Origin of the sequence: Vibrio sp. Vb1729 (assembly GCF_033338655.1) — a bacterium.
GTDB classification, from domain to species: Bacteria; Pseudomonadota; Gammaproteobacteria; order Enterobacterales; family Vibrionaceae; genus Vibrio; species Vibrio alginolyticus.
Map to the genome: position 1 here is coordinate 90,716 of NZ_JAWOTB010000001.1, position 21,415 is coordinate 112,130.

Here is a 21,415-nt window from a genome sequence, read left to right on the forward strand (position 1 = left end):
TTAAGACTCCTCTGAAGGGCGCACACACTCACTTTGTGAGTCATCACATTCCAATACTTTCACCCGCCAACCCTTTTGCCCTGTTGGTAATTGGCACTGCGTTAATTGAGACGACTTTTGCTGTGACAATAAGTCTTGTTGATAGCGCTCGGCTTGAACCCTCGATGTGCAGCTATATACTTCCACTACCGATTTAAATTCAGCGCTATTGTTGGAGATGTTGTTAAGCTTGCCGATACTTGGTCGCAAGTCATATTCGTTGCCAATCAACACACTATCGCCAATACCATCCACAACAATTCGAGGTTCTAAAATAAACATTCGTACTGTGCGGCGCTTAGTATTGGTATTACTTCTAAACAGCGCGCCTAAATATGGGATGTCTCCTAGCAATGGCACTTTACGTAACTGATGGCTCACTTCATCTCGGTACACACCACCGATAAGTAAGCTTTGCCCTTGTTTAACCGTCGCTAAGGTGCTGATTTCAGTTTTACGAACGGAAGGAAGGTCATCGACGCCACCATCAGCGATCTTTGCACCGTCTTCGAGATGAAGGCTCAGGTTAATTTCAGGTCGTGCAGCAAATCTATCACCAACGATACGTGGGACAATTCTCAGTAACGTGCCATACGTGACCTCTTCCAGCGCTGCGGTTTCTTTACCAACCAGCTTGACGTAAAACGTGCTGCTGTTGTTCAGTACCGCTTCGACATTTTCCTGAGTTAACAATGTTGGTCTTGAAACCACTTGAGCACTGCCTTTGGATTCCAATAAACGAATTTGAGCCAGCAAGTAATTTAGGTTGGTTGAATCAAGCAAGGACTTAAAGTTCTGTCCACTGCCGAGCGTCACATCCCCCGAATTCACATCACCTGTTGTTTTGATATCGACAATGCGGTTGTTTCCGACAGACACTCCCGCTCGCCAATCCACGCCTAACTGACTTAAATCGTTGGCACTGATATCGACAATCGATAGCGCGACTTCAATTCTTGATTGCGGCTGGTCTAATTGCGCGACCAGTTTACGATAGAGCGGTAATCGTGCTTGAGTATCACGAACGATAATCGCATTAAGGCCCGGCTCTGCTTCAACTGTTGCGCCACCATGAACTGAGGCGGTTTTATTACTTTTTACAGGCGTATCTGGACTGGTAACTTCTTTGCTAGACGCACTCGCCACTTGCGTTTGAACACCAGACACGACCCGTTTTAACACCGATGCGATGCCAGGGACCGTAATTGTCTGATCTCGATATGAAATTTCTCTATCCGTTGCAGAAGCGTACTTCAAAGGAATTATCTCAACGAATAATTCGTCGGTTGAATTCGATTTCTGCAGCAAGCGCGTTTCCAATGCCTCCGCCGTTTGTACCACTAAGTCGACATAACGTGGAGGACCCGCAAGATAGACTAACCCTTTGCTCTCAGCAGCTCTCCAACCATAACGAGAATCCCAAACGCCGGTGGAAATTAACGTACTGCGTAGCTCTCTAGCCGTAAGTAATTCCAATTGAAGTAAACGTGAGCGAGTTTCTGTCGCCTTATAGACATGTAAGACGGCACCATCGAAATACCACATCAAGTTGTACACTTGCGATAAGTAATCGAGGAATTCCGCCGGATCTTCAGGGGTAAAACGCCCATTCACTCGATCGTTGACTTTGTCACTAACAGAAACCGAGACACGATAATTTGCACCGAAGTTATTCAACAACTCTTTTAATGAGTCGTTATCTGCATAGTAGCGGAACGGTTGTTCGGGCCAGTGTAAGTCTGTTGCTTGCGCGTATCCCAAAGGAACAACACTCACTGCGCATAACAATGCCTTTGTTGCAGCACGCCTAATGTTGGGAAAGATTTTTAGCATCATGGTAACCACACTGTATGGTTGATTGTGTGGTTCACACGTTCTTGTTCCAATAATGCAATGTAACGTTCGCATAGGTTGACGTGCTCAGAAAGCAAAGCAGAGAACCGTTCCACCGAACAGTCCTCAACCCTTACTTTACTTTGCAAAATCAATTGCTGATCATCATTGGTTGTCAGTACGCTGCCATCCTCACGAATGGTTTTTAATGAGAGCTGCATGCAACGTTGTAACGCTTGTTCTTGTTGATAATCTAGATGCTCTTTAAACTGGAAGGGTAACGTCGCTTCCCATAAAATCCATGACGCATGTTGCTTGATGGTCAGTGATAACTGGTCAACCTCGATGTTGTAAGAACCATTTTCTGAGGCAATAAAATCCCCTACCTTTAGCGCTTCCGCTAAAGATTTCATCATCTTATCTAACATTTAACGCCCTATTTAGATCTGGCTGAGGTGATTGCAAGCCTGGCCGCACTGACCACTTTGAGTATCAAAATAGTAGTGATCGATATCACCAACAGTGTGCATGTTCTTGAACCATTGCCATACTTTCGCAACCGCATTTTGGTCGTTGTAAACCACATCGCATGCATCCCAAACTTCGTTCAGCTCAGGGGCTTCAAGTCGCACTTCCGAACACCAATTTTTCCACTCAGAAATAAATTGTTCGGTTGTAGAGGTGTACTCCGCGAACCCTTTCAGCTCGTCTAAAGACGGTTGCCACTTCTCAATTAACAAACGATGACATTCAATCACTTGCAACTGTTGTTCGCTTAACGTCCCAAGTTGCTTTTTAAGTTGATGCTGCTGGCTCTTAATAAGATCGAGTTGCTGTTGAACAAAGACGGCACTGGTGTCTTCCCCTGATAGCTTCGACCAATATTCCTTCTGAATATCGAGTTGATTGATAAGTTGTTCAACTTTAATCGAAGCATGAAGAGCACTTTGATCGACTTGTCGGTTAATCCACTCGTTGAGTGATAAATGGAAACAAAGCATCAACGTTTTTGGGACAGCCAAATTAAAGCGAAAGCCCAGACGAGAGTTGATGTAGTCCAGCCTTTGTTCGAACGTTGTGATTGTGCTGCTATCACTGAGCTGCGATCCAATTTCCAAAAATAAACGCATGGCAAACCGGTCTATCGAAGCACCAAGTTTTTGATACGTTTTAACTAACTGGCTAGCGCATAGGCTATCGACGACATTTCTATCCAACAAGCGTTGAAGTAAAGATAACTGCTCATAATTTATGACGCCTTCACTCAACAATTGTCGGTGATTGACGTGCACAACATTGAGATCCTGCGTAGGTTTCGAGGCGCTTTCATAACGAGCTCCTCTTTGTAAAACAGTCACTTTCCGCTGTGTCACTATGCTGTCTGGAAAAAGCGAACGGCGTCGCCAATGCTGCTTTTTCATTTATGTTCGTCTCCGCACCCCTTTCGAACAATCCAGAAAGAAAGAGATGTAATAATTTTTAATCGTTCGTTGTTACACGATACATAATAGAATTTACACTGGTGAGTGACTTTCAAAATTAGTCAGAAAATTTTAGTCCCAAGTCATTTCATTTCGCGATAGCCACTTGATCGTCTCCCGAACGTACGCGGCTTGGGGTCGTTCCAAAACGACGACGGTAACTCTGCGTAAAGTAAGACTGGCTGGAAAACCCTGCCTCCATCGCCACATCTACGATGCTCATCTTGCTCGTCAACAGCAGTTTATGAGCATGCAGTAGTCGACGCTCACTGATCCAAGCTCTTGGAGAAATGCCATAGTGCTCATTAAAAAGCTCTTTAAAAGTGGTTAAGCTGGCACCAAACTCCTGCGCGTAGTCTGTCAACTTCCATTCTTTTAAGTAATGCTGTTCCATAAATCGACGTAACCGTTCCGACGTACGGTTTGTTTGTTGTGACAGCAACGCATACAGTGATTCTCCTCCTTTACTGTGTAGCAAGAGAATGAGTAGTTCTTCGTATTTTAGGCACATAATGGCATCAGGGTACGCTTGTTGCTCAAGCGTCTGCATGCTAGAAAGCACTTGTTCAACGAGTATGTTCAAACCAAAAGTAAACAAACCAGAACAAACTTTGTCTACCTTAGGCAGCATCATCAAGAGATCACTGTGTTTTTGCAGCAACTGACTAACGAGTTCACTGTCGTAAGCAATAATCGACGCTTTGTATGCCCCATCTAGCGGAGAGTACTCTAACAAGTAATCTCCTTGGGATAGAAATACCCCATTTTCTGCAGCAACATCGATTGTGCAATCACCTGTTTGAACTCGAAGCTGACCATTGTGAACGACAACAATGTGAGACTGGTCTGAGTGAAATACTTCGTCAGATTTTTCATAGCAGGAAAAACTACGAATTTTTCGTGAACTCGAGTCGACCCTTTCTGAGTTTAGTTGGCCTGACACATCCATTTTCTACCCTTCATTATTTTGAGTTTCTCAGTGCAAATGTTGAGAAACTTTCAAAGCACTACTTTGATTGTTGTTATTTCTAAGTACTGCTGTATGAATTAAAGAAGCAAAGAAAAGAGCATAGAAGTTCTATCACTTACCATACCCCCCGAATAATTAGCAAATAACCCAAGCATTACCTTTACCTAAAGGTAAAGGTTTGACTTAGTAAATTTCTGCTGTCCGTCTTTATTATTTTTATCAGATAGCGTTTATCATTAGCCAAAACTTAAATATCATTTCGTTATTTAAGTTTGGTTGTTTTGTTATACATTAGAATACAATTAAATAGATTTCGGCATCGTTTCGAGAACAAAATTAAATTTCCAAAATCATAAAAATGTATGTTTTATAGCCTAAACGCCAAGCCAACGTGTTCAAGGAGCGAGATATAATCATAAAAAATACTGTTTTTGCAACAAGTATGAGTCTAAAAAACAACTGACCCGATGACTTCAAAGTCATGTAATTAATGTTTATAAAAGACAACAAATCTTTCACAAAAGGAAAGATATGGTCTTTATTTTTATAAATTAGAAAATTCTAATAAAAATGTAGTACTTAAAATTTTATCTGTTTATTTTTGGAACAAGAATCAAGTTTTCTTGTTTATTTCCCTCAAAAAATAAATAGTTCTTTTCTTTTTCCGCAACGAGATCACCGTTTGAATAAAGCTTTCCAATAATCTTCATTTTTCCTTCACCAGCTTGAATTGGTGCAATTAAAAACGAATACTGCACAGGCAACTGAACACCTTGGTAGCTCTGAGATGCCGATTTAAGACATTGATTATCAATAACTTTACATATTTCCACCTCAAGAGAAGTAATCGAAGGTGGAAAGTAGCCGTCGACAGAAACCCAACCATAGACTGATGCCTGACTCTGTGTATCAAAGCCATCCACCCCATTGACGGACACAGTCTGACTGCACCCACTCAGTATGAATAACCCAATAAAACCAGCCCATATAGAATTGTTCATTATGACCCCATAAACGTATTTTATATAATCTAGCTCATTTGAAATTCACACAATTCTTTATGTAAAAATATAAAAGATCAACTTATATTTATACTACAAGCGGACAATAAATCGCATTTTTCAACAACACGTAGTTAACATGGACTGTAATTTCAAAAACAGTTTCTGCTCTCTTTCATTCCTTCCTTAATTGAAGTTCATTAGAGAAAAAGGATATTCATATATATCATTGCCATCGAGATATGCATCTGAACACACTTACTTTTATCTTTCTATTTCTCTCAACACATTTAAAAGCCAAAATATAATAACAACCGACTAATATTGATAAACATGAAGAGATACATCTAATATTTTCCTTGATAAAATTTCAAAAGGGACTATTCCTATGTCAGCACGCCAAACTATCGATGAGATTTTGCTAAAGTTTGCTCATCAAATAGGCTTGCCTGCACTGCATCTAACGGAAAATGAAGTAAGCTTAGCCTTTGATGATAATCTAAGGGTGCATATCATCTTTCATCCTGAATCGACAACTTTGCAGCTCGAAGCTGAGATTGTTGGCCTTCAAATTGTAAATTCCGATCTCTATCGCTCTTTCTTGGCCTTTAATTATCACTGGCCTGAGCACCAGTTATTTTTTAGTTTAGATAACCACCGACATGTCCTATGTTTAAACCGACTCATTAACATTAGGCGACTGGATTACGAATATTTTGAAACAGCTTTAGCAGAATTGCTGACGCACAGCGAGTCGTGGGAAGCGTTATTGTCTTCTCATGTAACCATTGATGAGGCACCACCGATGCCACAAACTTTAGACTTGAGAGTTTAGGTGTCTTTATGTCCAATGACATCCAATCCACATACACCAATTCATCGGTTCATGACGTTCAACAAGCGCAGCAAAGTGATGCAGTGCCGCAAGGAACGTTTCATGGCCGTAAAGTCACCCTACTCTCCTCATCAGAAAGCAGTATGACGCGAACAAGCTCTAAAAGAGAGCTTGGTGAATGTTTAAATCAATTTGCCAGTCTCGAATCTTGCAATCGCGTTTTGGACTTTGATCCGCAACTCAATATTGACAAGCAAAACGCCGCCGTAGAAAAGCTTATGGAACGAAAAGTGGCGATAATTCAACGTTCCTGATATCACAATATAAGCAGGTTAAACATCTAAGTTAACCTTCAGCCGACAAGCTCACGCTAATAAAAAACCCCGAAGATTCGGGGTTTTGATTCATACTGCTTTTTCTTTATTAATTAATTAGTTTCACTAGAAGAAGCCTAACGGGTCGATGCTGTAGCTAATCAGCAAGTTCTTCGTGTTCTGGTAGTGATCCAGCATCATCTTGTGCGTTTCGCGCCCGATACCCGATTTTTTGTAACCACCGAACGCTGCGTGTGCAGGGTAAGCGTGGTAACAGTTAATCCAGATTCGACCAGCTTCAATATTACGGCCCATACGATATGCGACGTTCGCATCACGTGTCCAAACACCTGCACCTAAGCCATATTCGGTGTCGTTTGCGATTTCCAACGCTTCAGCCTCATCTTTGAATTTGGTGATAGCAATCACTGGGCCAAAGATTTCTTCTTGGAAGATTCGCATCTTGTTGTGGCCTTCCAACATGGTTGGCTGAATGTAGTACCCCTGGTTGATAGACTCTGGCTGTTCTGACACTCCACCACCAAAGACCACTTTTGCGCCTTCTTCACGGCCGATTTCCAGGTAACTTAAAATCTTATCAAACTGTTCTTGAGAAGCCTGAGCACCGACTTGAGTATCGGTATCGAGCGGATTACCTTGTTTAATCAGCTGTGCACGTTCCGTCAGTTTCTCTACAAACTTGTCATAAATCGCTTCATGAACCAGTACGCGAGATGGACAAGTACAAACTTCACCTTGGTTGAAGAAACCAAGTAACGTACCTTCGATACACTTATCAAGATACTCATCTTCGTAATCGAAGATATCTGAGAAGTAGATGTTTGGAGATTTACCACCTAACTCAACTGTCGATGGGATCAAGTTGTCTGCTGCACATTTCAGAATGTGGTTGCCAACTTGCGTAGACCCGGTAAAAGCGAGTTTCGCAATGCGGTTGCTGGTTGCTAATGCTTGACCCGCTTCAGAACCATATCCGTTTACAACGTTGATGACACCAGGAGGAAGAAGGTCACCGATTTTTTCCATCAGAACCAGAATGGATGTTGGGGTTTGCTCTGCTGGCTTCAATACCACACAGCAACCCGCCGCTAGTGCCGGTGCTAGTTTCCAAGCCGCCATCAACATTGGGAAGTTCCACGGAATAATTTGACCCACCACACCAATCGGTTCTGGGAAGTGGTAGCTTGCGGTGTGCTCATCCAGTTCTGCCGCACTGCCTTCTTGTGCGCGAATACAGCCAGCGAAGTAACGGAAGTGATCCACTACTAAAGGTAAATCTGCCGCCAAGGTTTCGCGAACTGGTTTGCCGTTTTCCCAAGTTTCTGCAACTGCAAGCTCTTCTAGATGCTGCTCAATACGGTCAGCAATTTTCAGCAAGATGTTCGAACGTTCTGTCACGCTGGTTTTGGCCCATTTTGCTCTGATGTTGTGCGCGGCATCCAGTGCTAAATTAATATCTTCCTCGCCAGAGCGAGCAACTTTACAATACGCTTGTCCGTTGATTGGTGAGATATTGTCAAAGTACTCACCACCCGTTGGTTTTACCCATTCCCCACCGATAAAGTTATCGTAATGCGATTTAAAGTTAACAATGGCATTTTCACTACCTGGCTGTGCATAGATCATAACTCTTCCTTTTGTTTCTCGTTCAATGTGTTATTGCAGTGTCGTATCGCACTGTTCACAAAGAGCATTACGCAAGTCACACGCCAACTACGCCACACTTGTTGTTAATTAAATGTAAAACTATGATTACCAAGCGATAACAAACCAAGTGAGCGATGTTTGAGCGGATGTATGGTGTAAACACCAATGTTCAAGTGTTCCAAAATGGTACACCCTCACTGTGACAAAATGGTACAGTCATGGAACTTCAACACATTAGCGATAACAATTGGCTTTCAACTTCATGGGTCAGAAGTGAACAAGCGGGTTTAAAACAGCGTCGACGCCCTGAAGATATTCGAGTAACGCCAGCAACGCTCCAAGATAGGCGTCACCAACTCAACTTTTTGCTAGAGGCAGTCACTCAATTTGCGCTCCCTTTGTTTAATCAGCTATTTGCTCATAGCGACAGTCGCTTAATTTTGACGGACTCAGATGGTGTCATCATCGGCAGTTGGGGACAGCCTAGATTTCGTGAAAAGTTGACGGAAATCTCGCTAAGCTCTGGAGCATGCTGGCAAGAAAAGGTCAAAGGCACCAACGCGATTGGTACAGCTTTGGTTGAAGCAAAGCCCGTTTCTGTTATTGGTGATCAGCACTTTATCCAACACCATCGTTTTATTAGCTGTTCGGCTAATCCTATTTTCGATCATCTTGGTAACCTCATTGGCGTATTAGATATTACGAGCGAGCAAAAGAGACATGACTTCTCAACTCAAGTACTAGTACAAAACATGGTCCAGCAAGTGGAGAATCAACTACTTAACTTGATTCCACAAGGGCATATTCGTGTGGATTTAGCGTGCGAAAAAGGTTTACTGAATAGTGGTTGGCAAGGAATTATCATTGCAAATGAAGACGGACAAGTTTTGGCTCACAATCAAGTAGCCTCTCAACTTTTTGCGCAAAAAAGTATCATTGGGCAATCCTTAGACGACATTCTATCCACTCGGGGAAATGAGCACCCTTTCGTTTTCAAAACAAAACCGCTTACCGATAAAGATAGCAAGGTCAAGTCTCGTGCTGTAGCGGCGTCCAATGATCTTCATTATGGCGACTCCGCTGTTGAGCACTGTTGGCAGCAAGCCAATCGCGTCATCGATAAAGACATCAGTTTGTTGATTCTCGGAGAGACTGGTGTTGGCAAAAACGAGTTTGTGAAAGCACTCCATAAAAACAGCCAGAGAAAAACGGGACCGTTAGTTTCCGTCAACTGCGGAGCGCTACCAAAAGATCTGGTTGAATCTGAATTATTTGGCTACGTAGCCGGTGCCTTTACTGGCGCAAACAGCAAAGGCTATCAGGGAAAAATTCGCCAAGCACACAAAGGGATTTTGTTTCTAGATGAAATCGCAGATTTACCCTTGGAAGCTCAAAGCCGATTGCTCCATGTATTGCAAGATAAAACCGTGCTTCCCGTGGGTTCCAACCAAAGCATTCAAGTCGATACGCAAATCATTGCAGCCACGCATAAAGATCTGGAACATTTGGTCAGCGAAGGATTGTTCCGACAAGATTTGTATTATCGCCTTAATGGCTTGATCATTGAGCTACCTCGCTTTGAGGAACGTGATGACAAACGACAACTGATTGAGAACATTCATCGGCGTCACGCCGAATCTGAACAACAGCTTTGCCCTCACCTCCTTTCTCTGATGCTGTCTTACTCATGGCCAGGAAATTTGCGTGAACTCGATAGTTTAATCAAAGTATCCGCCTTAATGGCGCAAGGTGAAGAAATATTGGAACTCACACACGTCCCAGCCCACCTAAGTAAGAAACTAAGCCAAGCTCAAGAAGGAGCAGCATCGGCTGAACCAACTTCAGAACTGCGTGCAACCGTCGAAGATAAGTTGCTCAAAACATATCAAGCCAACCAGGGGAACATTAGCAAAACGTCTCGTATGCTTGGTGTGAGCCGAAATACCATTTACAGAAAATTGAAAAGCCTTGGCATATTAAGTTAATTTACGACCTCAGATATAAAAAGAGCACCGTTGCGGTGCTCTTTCTCTTTGAAACCTAGCTTACAGGCCGCCTTGTTGTTGTGCCTGTTTTACTAATGCCTGACGTTGAGTTTCCTTCTCAGAGATCACTTGATTGTCCTTGTGCATTTCCTGTTCCAATTCTGCTGGAATGAAAACAAAGTACTTGTTAAGAGTCATCTTAGAACCTCAATTTGCTGTGTTAATTACCTTCTTGGTCGACGTAAACAAAACCAGAAAAACATGTTTTACTGGATCCTTGTTGCTAGTTTCAAAAAATAAAGGATGTTCATATAATAAACATCCTCCATGTGGGCGCTAATTATAGGCGTAGTTTAAAGGCTTACCTAGCACTCTTTTTCACCTTTTGTGCAATCTGAGTTTCGATCGAAAAACGGGTTTAATTGCCCGTAGTTACTAAGGTATTGTTAAAAAGAGAAAAAAGCTTTTACTGTAACTGACGACAGGGATGAGCTTACGAGTGTAGGTTCACTTGCAATTGTGTATCGTAGAGTTCGAATACGATAATAATAACGCTACATGCCCTTAATCTGCGTAGTTAAAAACTTTGAAGTGATAGACAACCGAAGTCATATCTGTGCAACTCAGTTTAACGATTTGTCTACCAGTTCAATATTTCACCTTTTTTGAGAAATCTTTAGCCACTTTTTTGTGTGAAACGCCCCAAAAGAGCAGACAATTAAAAGTGTGGCATATGACCACAATTGTCTATCCCCACTTAGCTTCGGGAGGCGTTTATGAAAAGTAACAAACTTGGCCATGTGATGTCTTTCAGCAGGATGTTTTCCTTCATCGCATTCTTGACGGCCACATTCGCATGGATTCTCAGCATGTACGCCCTATTTACTGTTTCTTTAGTGGCTCTTGTGGTCAGTGCAATTCTCTACCTAAAGGACAGGTTTTATCAAAGCAAGAAAACGACCACTGAAAAGAGCGCCTAGGCGCTCTTGAAGTTCCGTAAAAGCAAACACAAAAAAGGATGCCACTTGGGCACCCTTTTACTTTGATCAGCTTACTGACCGCGGATTAAACGTCGTAAGTTGTGGACGCTGTGTCGCCGCCTGTACCAGTCCAGTTAGTGTGGAAGAATTCACCACGTGGACGGTCAATACGCTCATAAGTGTGAGCACCGAAGTAGTCACGTTGAGCTTGAAGCAGGTTCGCTGGTAGACGAGCTGTCGTGTAACCGTCTAGGAAAGATAGCGCAGAAATCGTACATGGCATTGGGATACCAGACTCTAGAGATTTCGCTGCTACTTTACGCCATGCTGCTAGGCTGCCTTGTAGGATGTTTTTGAAGTACTCATCAGAACCAAGGAATGCGATGTCTGGGTTCGCTTCGTACGCATCACGGATGTTGCCTAGGAACGCAGAGCGGATGATACAACCACCACGCCACATTAGTGCTACGTTACCGTAGTTTAGGTCCCAACCGTTTTCGTTCGATGCTTCGCGCATTAGCATGAAGCCTTGAGCGTAAGAGATGATCTTAGAAGCTAGTAGCGCTTGACGTAGTGCATCAACCCACTCTTGCTTGTCGCCTTCAACTGGAGTGATTGTCTTACCGAATAGAGATTCAGCTTCAACACGTTGGTCTTTCAGTGCAGATAGACAACGAGAGAATACAGACTCAGAGATAAGTGTTAGTGGAATACCTAGGTCTAGTGCGTTGATACCAGTCCATTTACCAGTACCTTTTTGGCCTGCTGTGTCTAGGATCTTTTCAACGAGAGGCTCACCGTCTTCATCTTTGTAGCCAAGAATGTCAGCCGTGATTTCAACAAGGTAGCTGTCTAGCTCAGTCTTGTTCCAATCAGCGAATACTGCTTGCATCTCGTCTGCAGACATACCAAGACCGTCTTTCATGAACTGGTAAGCTTCTGTGATAAGCTGCATGTCACCGTATTCGATACCGTTGTGTACCATCTTAACGAAGTGACCAGCACCGTCGTTACCAACCCAGTCACAACATGGCTCACCAGCGTCAGTTTTCGCAGCGATACCTTGGAAGATAGGCTTAACCGCTTCCCATGCTTCAGCAGCACCGCCAGGCATGATAGATGGACCGAAGCGCGCACCTTCTTCACCACCAGATACACCAGTACCGATGAAGTGGATACCTTTTTCACGTAGTGCAGCAACACGACGGTTTGTATCTGGGTAGTTAGTGTTACCACCGTCAATAATGATGTCGCCTTTGTCTAGCAGAGGTACTAGCGCTTCGATGAACTTGTCTACAACGTCACCAGCGCGAACCATCAACATTACTTTACGCGGCGTTTCTAGCTTCTCTACTAGTTCTTCTAGAGAGTATGCACCGATGATGTTCGTGCCTTTTGCTGGACCTTCCAGGAACTCGTCTACTTTAGCAGCAGTACGGTTGTGAGCAACCACTTTAAAGCCGTGATCATTCATGTTTAGGATAAGGTTTTGACCCATTACTGCTAGGCCAATTACACCGATATCACCTTTCATTGTTTCTCTCCAATTTTATTTCATCGACGAGCAGCGTCTTAAGCAATTTTTGCTGCCGCGTCTAAATCTAAATACCATTCCGTTAGGCCCGATTTCGCTTGAATCTTAGCCGCTGGGTATGGCAGTGCGTGTGCTGGTGAACTGTTAATTTCTTCAACAATGTCCGCTTTTCCTGCACCAAGCACTAAGTAACTAATGCGTTTCGCTGCTTCTAATACGCGTGCGGTTTTCGACACACGAAGTTGGCCCGATTCAGGATGCGACGCCACAAGAGATAGGTTCGCATCATCATAATTCGTTTGGCCAGGGAACAGAGAAGCTGTATGACCATCTGCACCAACGCCTAATAAGATCCAGTCAAACACAGGTGTGCCGTTTTCATTCGGGATTACCTCTGCCATCTCTTTTGCAAAGCGCTCGGCTTCTGCTTTAGGCTCATCTTCGCCACGGATGCGGTGAATGTTTTCTGCAGGAATATTTACTTGGCTAAACAACAACGTGTTCGCTTCACCGTAGTTGCTTTCTGCGTCGTCAGGGGCAACACAACGTTCGTCACCCCACCAAAAGTGGAGGTTTTCCCATTGAATGGAGGTTGCGTAAGCCTCTGAAGCCAGTAGTTTAAACAGCATTTTAGGAGTGCTGCCGCCAGAAAGAGAGATGTGAACAGGTCTGCCCATTTCGCTAAACGCTTTCATATCGTTAGCTAGGCTTTCAACTACCTGTTCTGCTGTTTGGTAGATCTTATGGTTGATCATAGTTCACAGTAATCCGTATCTGTTAAGTTTTTACATGGGAAACGCCAAGCACGGCCATCACGCTGTAACAAGTCATCTGACTCTTTAGGTCCCCAAGTGCCGCATGCGTACCCGAAGAGGGATTGTGGATCTTGCTTAAAATCTAAGATTGGCTGTACGTATTGCCAGCACGCTTCCACCGCGTCACTACGTGCAAATAGCGTAGCATCACCATTCAAAGCATCAAGTAGAAGACGCTCGTATGCCGTTAGCATTTGCGTTTCTTGCAGGTCAGCGTAATGGAAGTTCATTTTCACTTCCTTCGCTTCAAAGCCTGCGCCTGGCTCTTTCAAGCCAAAGCTCATTTGAATGCCTTCGTCTGGTTGAATACGAATGATCAGCTTGTTTTCTGGTGCGTTTTGACCAAACACAGGATGCGGTGTTTGTTTAAAGTGGATAACCACCTCAGTAACGCGTGTTGGAAGACGCTTACCAGTACGCACGTAAAATGGCACGCCATTCCAACGCCAGTTGTTGATGTACGCTTTCAAACCGATGTAAGTCTCTGTACGAGAATCGTCTGCAACTCCCGGCTCTTCACGGTAGCCGCGTAGGCTTTGCCCACGAACTTCAGACGCCGTGTATTGGCCTAATACTAGGTCATTGCGCAGAGCGTTTTCGTCTAATGGCTTTAAGCATTGAAGCACTTTTACCACTTCATCACGCATCGAGTCTGCATTGATTTGCGCTGGTGGTTCCATACCTACCATTGCTAATACTTGTAGCAAGTGGTTTTGGAACATGTCGCGCACAGCGCCAGAGTTGTCGTAGTAACCACCACGCTCCTCTACGCCAAGGAATTCTGCGCCTGTGATTTCAACGTAATCAATGAAGTTACGGTTCCAAAGCGGCTCAAACATCGCATTAGAGAAACGAAGCACAAGTAGGTTTTGTACCGTTTCTTTACCTAAGTAATGGTCAATTCGGTAGATTTGATGCTCTTGGAAGTGCTCGTGAATTTCTTTGTCCAGAATACGCGCCGATTCAAGATCATAGCCGAATGGTTTCTCAATGATCAGGCGTTTCCAGCCATCCTCTTCACTGTTAAGACCATGTGCTGCAAGACTTGCAGGGATCACACTGTATAAACTTGGTGGGGTTGCTAAGTAAAAAAGCGTATTGCGTTGCTCGAAATGATATTCGTCCGCAAGTTGGTCTAAGCGAGAAGATAGCTTACCGTAATCTTGTGTGTCAGAAGTATTAATTGCTTGGTAGTGCAGATGGTTAATAAATGCATCAAGCGTTTCTGGCTCAGTCTTTTCCATTTCCTGAAGCGATTTTTTCAGCTTCGCGCGGTAAGACTCATCACTGTATTCAGTGCGACTTACACCCAGAATGGCAAAATTCTCTGGAAGCTGCTTGTTCGCGTAGAGGTGGTATAAAGCAGGAATGAGCTTACGGTACGTAAGGTCACCTGAAGCACCAAAAATAACGATGCTGCTGTTTTCTGGTATTACCATCATCTTTCCCTTAAAAACGAGGTACTTATTGTGTGCCCGGATACGGCTAGAGAATGAGCCAACCCTATCAATGGCACCTCAAAATAGAAAATTGGTCTTACCTATTACGTTGATAGGTAAAGTCTATGGGCCCAAAGAACCTCAAGAAGTTGCATTTCCGATTCTTGGAAACACGACGTATTGAGGTCATTTAAGTCACTTATGTCTCAAAAGTACACACTGTACTCGCTGGAGGAGAGTCCGACACGGGGCAATATTGTCTACGACTATTTGATTTACATCAACACTTGCCAGTGCAAACGTTTAAATAAGTTGCACAAAACGTCATAAGCGATTGTATTTTATTGATAAAAAAAGTTTCATCTGAACGCTCCAGAATTTAAGCAAAAACTCTAATATGGGCAATAATTACTCATACTTGCAATCCATTACAGTTTTATCGTGATCTGTGTTACTTACTTTTTATTTCATCATCCTATTGATAATGATACTCAATTAAAGATAATGAAATCACTATTAATGTGAAAGTAGAACGCCATGAAATCAAGCGCCATTAACCCACACCCCATAAACCGAATACAATCGGTGCTTGACTACATTCACACCAACTTAGACAGCACTCTGAGCGTAGATGAAATATCGAAAGCAAGTTGTTGGTCTCGCTGGCAACTGCAACGCGTATTTCAACAACACACTGGCATATCCGTCGCTCACTATATCAGAGAGCTTAAACTTAGCCTTGCGGCTGAGCGCTTAATCCATACTTCTGACCGCTCGTTAGATATAGCGATAGAAATGGGATTTACATCTGAACACGCATTTAGCCGAGCGTTCAGGAATATGTTTTCAAAAAGCCCCCGCGAATATCGAAAAACGCAACAACTCTCCGGGTTGAGGCAACCTTTGACGCTGCGTAAGACACCAGAAGAAGAGAAAAAACATCAGCGCTTTATTGAAGTTCGAATAGAAACAAAACCGGCTTTTGAACTTGCTGGTTATCATGAACCTATTCACGGATTGTTTTCCGCTACGCCCAATTTCCAATCCAAAGTACCGTCACTTTGGTCACGTCTTTATTCATCTGAAAACCTTAACAATTCGGAAAGTAGTTACTTTGGCGTGATTGATGTGACTCAAGCGTATTCAAACAACCAACAACTTGAGTATTGGGCAGGTTATGAGTGCAGTCCAACAGCAAACGCACCAAGATCAACGAACTCTTCCAACTCGGGGTTAGACCTCTTGGCTGTTCCAGAGCAAACCTACGCCGTCATTACACACATAGGCAAAGCATCAGAGCTCGCCTCAACGCTGGAATGGTTTATTTTACATTGGCTACCCTACTCTAATTATCATGCTATCGATGGTTATGAGTTAGAGCTTTATCCAGAAGGTTATGATGTTGATAGCGAACAAGCACAAATGCAGTATTGGATTCCTGTCGAGCCAAACGACGCGCTATCTTTAAAACCTAAGAACAGAAGAATAAGTTCCAAAGATTAGTGTTTTGCACCAAATTGTTAACTTTTCCTATTTCTTTGAATATAGAATACAAATAACAATCATTATCAATAAATAGAAAAAGTAGTGGAATTTATAAATATGGAAAGTCCGATTCGATTTCATCGTTCAGCGGTTGCTATCGTCGTATCCGCATTGCTCGCTGGCCACGCCAATGCGACTGAGAGCATATCCCAACACGAAACGATTACGGTGCTAGGAGAAACATACCGAAACACCGCAACTAAAACCGTTTTAGAACCGGAGGAAACACCGCAAGCGATCACGGTAATCACTAAAGATGACATGGACCTACGCGGCGTAAACTCGGTGAGCGAAGCATTGCGTTATGCGCCTGGCGTAAATACAGAATTGCGTGGTGGTGCCGTTTCCCGACTTGACCTATTCAATATTCGTGGTTTTATTAACTACACCAACTTTTATGATGGTCTTCCTTTGCTGTACAACGGTTGGAACCTTCAACCGCAGGTCGATTCCGTTGCTCTTGAGCAAATCGAGGTTTTTAAAGGGCCAACGTCTGTTCTTTACGGCAATATTCCACCAGGAGGTATGGTCAACATTATCGCCAAGGCGCCTCAGTCAACACCCTCGCACTCTGTCTCGATTAGTACAGGGACTAACAGCCTAAAAGAACTGACGTTCGACACCACAGGACAAATTGGTGATTCTAATGTTGATTACCGTATCGTCGGCCTGGCAAAACAGCGAGATGGTCAAGCCGATACGTCTGAAGACGAACGTTATGTACTCGCCCCATCTTTCAATTGGCAAGCGACAGAAAGCACATTAGTGAACGTGAATGTTTACTATCAAAATGATCCATCAGCAGGTATCTACACGACTGTGCCTGCATCTGGCTCAGTGATTAAAAACCCACTTGGCTCGATGTCACCAAGCACCTATTTGGGGGATGAGGACTGGAACACTTACGAACGCGAAGTTCTGATGATGGGTTACAAAGTCCAACACGACTTTAACAACAATTGGCAATTTCTACAGAATGCCCGCTACATGACCGCCGATGCCTATCAGGAAAACACATATAACGGTGCACTTGAAGCGGATAACCGTACCGTTGGTCGAAATGCCTATTTAACCGATGAAAAGTCCAAATCCTTTGTGATTGACAACCAACTATCTGGCTACATTAAAACAGGAAATTTTGAACATAACTTATTGTTCGGGCTTGATTATCAGTATCTAGACTCAGATGTAAAATACAAAGACACGCTTGGGTATTCGCTAACTCAGGACATTTTTAATCCTGACCACAACAGCATTGATCGTAATGCACTGAATTTCCAATACAAACAAAACTTGGATATCAAAACGAAGCAGATTGGCGTTTATTTCCAAGATCAAGTTCGTTACGACCAACTTGTAATGATTGCAGGTCTTCGTTGGGATAAATACGATTCAAATACAGACGCCGTTAGCGATTATCTAGGAACAGTATCCAACAGCAAGGAAGAGTTAGACGATACCAACGTATCTTTCCGAGTCGGTGGTTTATATGAGCTAGACTTTGGTCTCTCGCCATACCTTACTTACTCGGAAAGTTTTGAGCCAATTGCGGGTGCCGACTCTTCTGGTAAAGCATTTGAGCCATCAACCGGTCATCAATGGGAGTTAGGCTTTAAATACGCACCATTATCTGGTGATATCTCAGGTAGCTTAGCACTCTTCCATATTACGAAGAAAAACGCGATCTTGACCGATCCGAATAATCCATATGCACCGAACTATCAAGCGGGCGAAGTGGTATCACAAGGTATTGAACTTGAGGCAAAATGGCAAGCCACAGCACAAGCTGATTTCACTCTAGGCTATACATATACCGATATGGAGATTACCGAGGACAGTTATTACAACCAAGAAGGTAAAACGCCGGTTTGGGTACCTGAGCAAACGGCCTCTCTATGGGCCAATTACTTCTTTGAAGGAAATCTTTCAGGCCTTCGTACCAGTGCTGGCGTTCGCTATGTCGGGGAAGCACAAATTGATGCACAGAATAGTCAAAAAGTACCGGACTACACCTTGTTTGATTTGGCAGCAAGTTACGATTTCTCAACGGTATCTGAATCAATGAAAGGGGCTAGCGTCACGCTTTCTGCAAGCAATCTATTCGATAAAGAATACTATTCTTGTTACGACAAAAATAACTGTTGGTTTGGCGCTGAGCGCTCTATCGAAGCGAAGTTAGAATACAACTTCTAACCTCTTAGAGCGGAACAGCAGTAATTTGTAAAGCGATGGTTTCTACAATAAGCCATCGCTTTTTATTTTGCATAGAGCATCAATATAAACGCTACCGCGTCACTTTTTTATAGCACCTTTCTGGCCTACCTACCGACCCATAGTTTAAATCAGCCTCTAGTTCACCAGTGCTGATCAGATACTCCAAATAGCGCCTCGCCGTTGTTCGGCTCACTCCGATTTTTTCACCTGCCTCATCAGCGGTCAGCGCACTGCCATTTGGGAACAACTCTCTGATCTTGTCTAGGGTTACACCATCAATCCCTTTTGGTAATCGGTTCGGCAAGTTGTCTTGATTGGCGTGAGACTGCAGCATTTTATCAACGAGGTTCTGATCCAAACTCTCTACGATGTCTAGTTGTTGGCGTTGGGACACATACTTTTTCAGTGCGGCATCTAAACGTGGAAACATCACTGGTTTTAACAGGTAATCGACAACGCCACCCCTCATCGCCTGTTGTAACGTATCGACATCCCTTGCGGCTGTAATCAAAATGACATCACACGTTTGGTTACTTGCACGCAGTGTATTTAGTATCTCAAGCCCTGTGCCATCGGGAAGATAGACATCCATCAATAGTAAATCTGGCTTAAGAATGTCGAGTTGCATTTCCGCTTCCATTCTCGTGGTCGCAATTCCGACCACTTCCAAACCTGTCAGTTGGCTTAAGTATTTGTGGTGAAGCTCAGCAATAGCCAGATCATCTTCAATGATCATTACGCGAGTCGCCATACTCATAATTGTTCTTCCTTGGGTAAATACACCGTTATTCTTGTCCCATAATTTGTATTGGGTATCATCTCAACATGGCCGTGATATCGAGTAGCAAGCTGATTGACAAGGTGCAAACCAACACCTCGATTTTGACGAGATTTCGTTGAAACGCCTTTTGTAAATAATGTTTGTGGATCCATTGTTTTTGGGAGGCCACAACCATGATCTATCACCTCAAGTATCACTTCATTTCCGTAATCGCTAACGGACACATCAATGTTTCTGCGTTCTGACGCAACATTTGATTCATCGCGAATTGAAGTTAACGTGGCATCGAAAGCGTTATCAATCAAATTACCCAAAATTGTGACAAGGTCTTCCGAATTTAGCCACTCAGGTAGGGGCTCCAGACGACTGCCTTCCTCAACCACCAGTTGTAAGCCTAACTCGCGAGCACGTTCAGTTTTTCCAAGCAACATACCTGCAATTAGCGGGTCCTTAACGGTATCTCTTAAAAACTCAATCATTGCTTGATAGTGTGCGGTTTCTTGTCCAATTAACTTTTGCACCGCATCAAGCTCACCCATTTGTACTAGCCCACTAATGGTGTTGAGCTTATTTCGATGTTCATGGGTTTGCGAACGTAACAAATCTGCATATTCCTTGGTTTGTGATAGCTGCTCGGTTAGATCATTGATTTCATCCCTTAAACGGAAACTCGATACCGCCCCCACGATTTTTCCATCAACATAAATTGGAGAGCGATTTGCAATCAGGCGCTTATGATTAAGGAATATTTCAATATCATGATCTTCCTGCCCGCTTTCTAACACTGTATATAGGTCGCTATCACGCAGCGTATCAGTCAAAGGTTTATTGAGCGCTGATTCTCTATCAATACCGAGAATCTGGCAGGCACTACGATTTATCGAGCGAAGTATCCCTTGGGCATCAATGCTTAACACGCCCTCTTTGATAGTGCTCATCGTCACTTCTAATTCGCCGTACAACCGCCCTATCTCTTCAGGCTCAAAGCCTAAAATGGCGCGCTGAAACTTTCTCGACGCATAATTGGATACAACGGCATTAGCGACGACAACTACGATGACCATTAAAATCAAAAAGGCCAAAAATGGTTCGATGCGGTCTTGCAGTCGGTCGAGCAAATAGCCAACTGAAACCACACCAATAATGTTCCCTTGCTCGTCAAAAATCGCAGCTTTACCACGAACTGAATAACCTAACGAGCCCTGTGCCGTCGAAACATAAGACAACCCCTGTTCTAGCGCTCGACGATTGTCGCCACCTCTCATTGGCTTGCCCAACCGCTCATCAACAGGGTGGATTAAGCGTACTCCCTTATGGTCGCCAATAACGATGAATGCAGCACCTATGGCTTCGGTTAATTCTCTAAAGCGAAGTTGGTATGGCTGGGGGTTTTGGGTTTCGATCATTTCACGAACAACCGCTGAGTCCGCTAAAAAACGGGCAACACCCAGTGCTTTTTCTCCCATTTCTTGCTCTTGATTGATTTTGAGATAAGTGAACCCTGCGGCGACAAGCAATAACAGCTCTATCAACCCCGATAGCGTCATGATAATGAGCATCCGCTTACGAAAGCTGATGGTTTTCCAACTCATTGATACATCCTTGTGATTCACTCTTGAGCGTAACGTTAACACTCAGTTAACAGCATGACGTTGTCGCGGTGATAAATCTGTGAGGAAGACAAGCAAACCGCAGAGTTTACGGTTAATTAATCGACGAGCTGAAACATAAAATTACAACCATTCACCAAATTTAGCATTCCTCTCTGATACTCAATTCCATACATAAATTGCCCTTAAAATCATGATCGTGATCACATCGATTTTAGCGGTTTTTGAGGCGTTTTTAGACTTTACAACGTATAATTTTTAATCAACGAAACCAATGAGAGTTTCGGTTTGAAAGCAGTGAAGCTGGAAGTCTATTAAAAGCTCAACATTGATGTCAGTGGTTTGGACACAAATAAAACAAAATACAAATA

The 21,415-nt window shown here is 43.4% G+C and carries 18 protein-coding genes; 6 read left to right on the top strand and 12 right to left on the bottom strand.

Translation table 11 applies throughout. The features are described 5' to 3' along the window. The 5 genes from sctC to R7E29_RS00470 all read right to left on the bottom strand — a co-directional run bounded on the left by sctC (position 1) and on the right by R7E29_RS00470 (position 5,324). The gene (gene sctC, locus R7E29_RS00450; protein WP_054576973.1) at positions 1-1,875 is read right to left on the bottom strand and encodes a type III secretion system outer membrane ring subunit SctC; all 1,875 of its coding nucleotides are present in this window, start codon (positions 1,873-1,875) and stop codon (positions 1-3) included. Beyond that, positions 1,872-2,300 (bottom strand): YscB family type III secretion system chaperone, encoded by a 429-nt coding sequence (locus R7E29_RS00455; RefSeq protein ID WP_054576972.1) that lies wholly within the window; start codon positions 2,298-2,300, stop codon positions 1,872-1,874. The genes sctC and R7E29_RS00455 overlap by 4 nt, the downstream gene beginning before the upstream one ends. A 12-nt stretch (positions 2,301-2,312) precedes the next feature. Then, positions 2,313-3,293 (bottom strand): T3SS regulon anti-activator ExsD domain-containing protein, encoded by a 981-nt coding sequence (locus R7E29_RS00460; RefSeq protein WP_054576971.1) that lies wholly within the window; start codon positions 3,291-3,293, stop codon positions 2,313-2,315. A 148-nt stretch (positions 3,294-3,441) separates the two neighbouring features. After that, positions 3,442-4,302, bottom strand: coding sequence for an AraC family transcriptional regulator (locus tag R7E29_RS00465; RefSeq protein ID WP_042523810.1), 861 nt, complete (start codon positions 4,300-4,302; stop codon positions 3,442-3,444). Between the two features lie 608 nt (positions 4,303-4,910). Further along, the gene (locus tag R7E29_RS00470) at positions 4,911-5,324 is read right to left on the bottom strand and encodes a YscW family type III secretion system pilotin (RefSeq protein WP_054576970.1); all 414 of its coding nucleotides are present in this window, start codon (positions 5,322-5,324) and stop codon (positions 4,911-4,913) included. A 388-nt stretch (positions 5,325-5,712) separates the two neighbouring features. On the opposite strand from R7E29_RS00470, the gene exsC reads away from it, so the two are divergent. Then, entirely contained in the window at positions 5,713-6,159 is a 447-nt protein-coding gene (gene exsC, locus R7E29_RS00475; RefSeq protein WP_005377174.1) for a type III secretion system regulatory chaperone ExsC, read from the top strand. Positions 6,160-6,167: 8 nt separating this feature from the next. Beyond that, complete coding sequence (exsE2, locus tag R7E29_RS00480) at positions 6,168-6,473, top strand: T3SS regulon translocated regulator ExsE2 (RefSeq protein ID WP_005377171.1); 306 nt, start codon at positions 6,168-6,170, stop codon at positions 6,471-6,473. A gap of 126 nt (positions 6,474-6,599) precedes the next feature. Here the strand turns inward: exsE2 and R7E29_RS00485 are convergent, their stop codons facing one another. Further along, positions 6,600-8,120 (bottom strand): aldehyde dehydrogenase family protein, encoded by a 1,521-nt coding sequence (locus R7E29_RS00485; RefSeq protein ID WP_005377169.1) that lies wholly within the window; start codon positions 8,118-8,120, stop codon positions 6,600-6,602. A 239-nt stretch (positions 8,121-8,359) separates the two neighbouring features. Between R7E29_RS00485 and R7E29_RS00490 the strand changes: the two genes are divergently transcribed. After that, positions 8,360-10,126 carry a sigma-54-dependent Fis family transcriptional regulator gene (locus tag R7E29_RS00490; RefSeq protein WP_005377167.1) on the top strand — a complete coding sequence of 589 codons (1,767 nt, stop codon included), beginning with the start codon at positions 8,360-8,362 and terminating at the stop codon, positions 10,124-10,126. A gap of 60 nt (positions 10,127-10,186) precedes the next feature. On the opposite strand, the gene R7E29_RS00495 is transcribed toward R7E29_RS00490, so the two are convergent. Then, a complete protein-coding gene (locus R7E29_RS00495; protein WP_005377165.1) occupies positions 10,187-10,324 on the bottom strand; it encodes a hypothetical protein in 138 nt (45 codons plus the stop codon). A 578-nt stretch (positions 10,325-10,902) separates the two neighbouring features. On the opposite strand from R7E29_RS00495, the gene R7E29_RS00500 reads away from it, so the two are divergent. Next, a complete protein-coding gene (locus R7E29_RS00500; protein ID WP_054576969.1) occupies positions 10,903-11,106 on the top strand; it encodes a hypothetical protein in 204 nt (67 codons plus the stop codon). A gap of 85 nt (positions 11,107-11,191) precedes the next feature. Here R7E29_RS00500 and gnd read toward each other — a convergent pair whose 3' ends face one another. The 3 genes from gnd to zwf are packed head-to-tail and all read right to left on the bottom strand — an operon-like array spanning position 11,192 to position 14,894. Then, positions 11,192-12,640 (bottom strand): decarboxylating NADP(+)-dependent phosphogluconate dehydrogenase, encoded by a 1,449-nt coding sequence (gnd, locus tag R7E29_RS00505; protein WP_005377160.1) that lies wholly within the window; start codon positions 12,638-12,640, stop codon positions 11,192-11,194. Positions 12,641-12,678: 38 nt separating this feature from the next. Further along, positions 12,679-13,395, bottom strand: coding sequence for a 6-phosphogluconolactonase (gene pgl / locus R7E29_RS00510; protein ID WP_005387158.1), 717 nt, complete (start codon positions 13,393-13,395; stop codon positions 12,679-12,681). Continuing rightward, positions 13,392-14,894, bottom strand: coding sequence for a glucose-6-phosphate dehydrogenase (gene zwf, locus R7E29_RS00515; protein ID WP_213874529.1), 1,503 nt, complete (start codon positions 14,892-14,894; stop codon positions 13,392-13,394). The genes pgl and zwf overlap by 4 nt, the downstream gene beginning before the upstream one ends. Before the next feature lie 537 nt (positions 14,895-15,431). On the opposite strand from zwf, the gene R7E29_RS00520 reads away from it, so the two are divergent. Both R7E29_RS00520 and R7E29_RS00525 read left to right on the top strand, forming a co-directional pair. Beyond that, positions 15,432-16,397 (top strand): helix-turn-helix domain-containing protein, encoded by a 966-nt coding sequence (locus R7E29_RS00520; protein WP_054576967.1) that lies wholly within the window; start codon positions 15,432-15,434, stop codon positions 16,395-16,397. Positions 16,398-16,496: 99 nt separating this feature from the next. Beyond that, positions 16,497-18,632, top strand: coding sequence for a TonB-dependent siderophore receptor (locus tag R7E29_RS00525; RefSeq protein ID WP_054576966.1), 2,136 nt, complete (start codon positions 16,497-16,499; stop codon positions 18,630-18,632). 91 nt (positions 18,633-18,723) lie between these two features. On the opposite strand, the gene R7E29_RS00530 is transcribed toward R7E29_RS00525, so the two are convergent. Both R7E29_RS00530 and R7E29_RS00535 read right to left on the bottom strand, forming a co-directional pair. Further along, entirely contained in the window at positions 18,724-19,410 is a 687-nt protein-coding gene (locus R7E29_RS00530) for a response regulator (protein WP_054576965.1), read from the bottom strand. Then, positions 19,407-21,026 carry a sensor histidine kinase gene (locus R7E29_RS00535; protein WP_017634566.1) on the bottom strand — a complete coding sequence of 540 codons (1,620 nt, stop codon included), beginning with the start codon at positions 21,024-21,026 and terminating at the stop codon, positions 19,407-19,409. Before R7E29_RS00535 ends, R7E29_RS00530 begins: the two co-directional genes overlap by 4 nt. Positions 21,027-21,415 lie beyond the last annotated feature (389 nt).

Excerpts from the sequence above, each read along its gene's own strand:
- sctC (WP_054576973.1), bottom strand. The coding sequence starts at position 1,875 with ATGATGCTAAAAATCTTTCCCAACATTAGGCGTGCTGCAACAAAGGCA.
- R7E29_RS00455 (WP_054576972.1), bottom strand. The coding sequence starts at position 2,300 with ATGTTAGATAAGATGATGAAATCTTTAGCGGAAGCGCTAAAGGTAGGG.
- R7E29_RS00460 (WP_054576971.1), bottom strand. The coding sequence starts at position 3,293 with ATGAAAAAGCAGCATTGGCGACGCCGTTCGCTTTTTCCAGACAGCATA.
- R7E29_RS00465 (WP_042523810.1), bottom strand. The coding sequence starts at position 4,302 with ATGGATGTGTCAGGCCAACTAAACTCAGAAAGGGTCGACTCGAGTTCA.
- R7E29_RS00470 (WP_054576970.1), bottom strand. The coding sequence starts at position 5,324 with ATGAACAATTCTATATGGGCTGGTTTTATTGGGTTATTCATACTGAGT.
- exsC (WP_005377174.1), top strand. The coding sequence starts at position 5,713 with ATGTCAGCACGCCAAACTATCGATGAGATTTTGCTAAAGTTTGCTCAT.
- exsE2 (WP_005377171.1), top strand. The coding sequence starts at position 6,168 with ATGTCCAATGACATCCAATCCACATACACCAATTCATCGGTTCATGAC.
- R7E29_RS00485 (WP_005377169.1), bottom strand. The coding sequence starts at position 8,120 with ATGATCTATGCACAGCCAGGTAGTGAAAATGCCATTGTTAACTTTAAA.
- R7E29_RS00490 (WP_005377167.1), top strand. The coding sequence starts at position 8,360 with ATGGAACTTCAACACATTAGCGATAACAATTGGCTTTCAACTTCATGG.
- R7E29_RS00495 (WP_005377165.1), bottom strand. The coding sequence starts at position 10,324 with ATGACTCTTAACAAGTACTTTGTTTTCATTCCAGCAGAATTGGAACAG.
- R7E29_RS00500 (WP_054576969.1), top strand. The coding sequence starts at position 10,903 with ATGAAAAGTAACAAACTTGGCCATGTGATGTCTTTCAGCAGGATGTTT.
- gnd (WP_005377160.1), bottom strand. The coding sequence starts at position 12,640 with ATGAAAGGTGATATCGGTGTAATTGGCCTAGCAGTAATGGGTCAAAAC.
- pgl (WP_005387158.1), bottom strand. The coding sequence starts at position 13,395 with ATGATCAACCATAAGATCTACCAAACAGCAGAACAGGTAGTTGAAAGC.
- zwf (WP_213874529.1), bottom strand. The coding sequence starts at position 14,894 with ATGGTAATACCAGAAAACAGCAGCATCGTTATTTTTGGTGCTTCAGGT.
- R7E29_RS00520 (WP_054576967.1), top strand. The coding sequence starts at position 15,432 with ATGAAATCAAGCGCCATTAACCCACACCCCATAAACCGAATACAATCG.
- R7E29_RS00525 (WP_054576966.1), top strand. The coding sequence starts at position 16,497 with ATGGAAAGTCCGATTCGATTTCATCGTTCAGCGGTTGCTATCGTCGTA.
- R7E29_RS00530 (WP_054576965.1), bottom strand. The coding sequence starts at position 19,410 with ATGAGTATGGCGACTCGCGTAATGATCATTGAAGATGATCTGGCTATT.
- R7E29_RS00535 (WP_017634566.1), bottom strand. The coding sequence starts at position 21,026 with ATGAGTTGGAAAACCATCAGCTTTCGTAAGCGGATGCTCATTATCATG.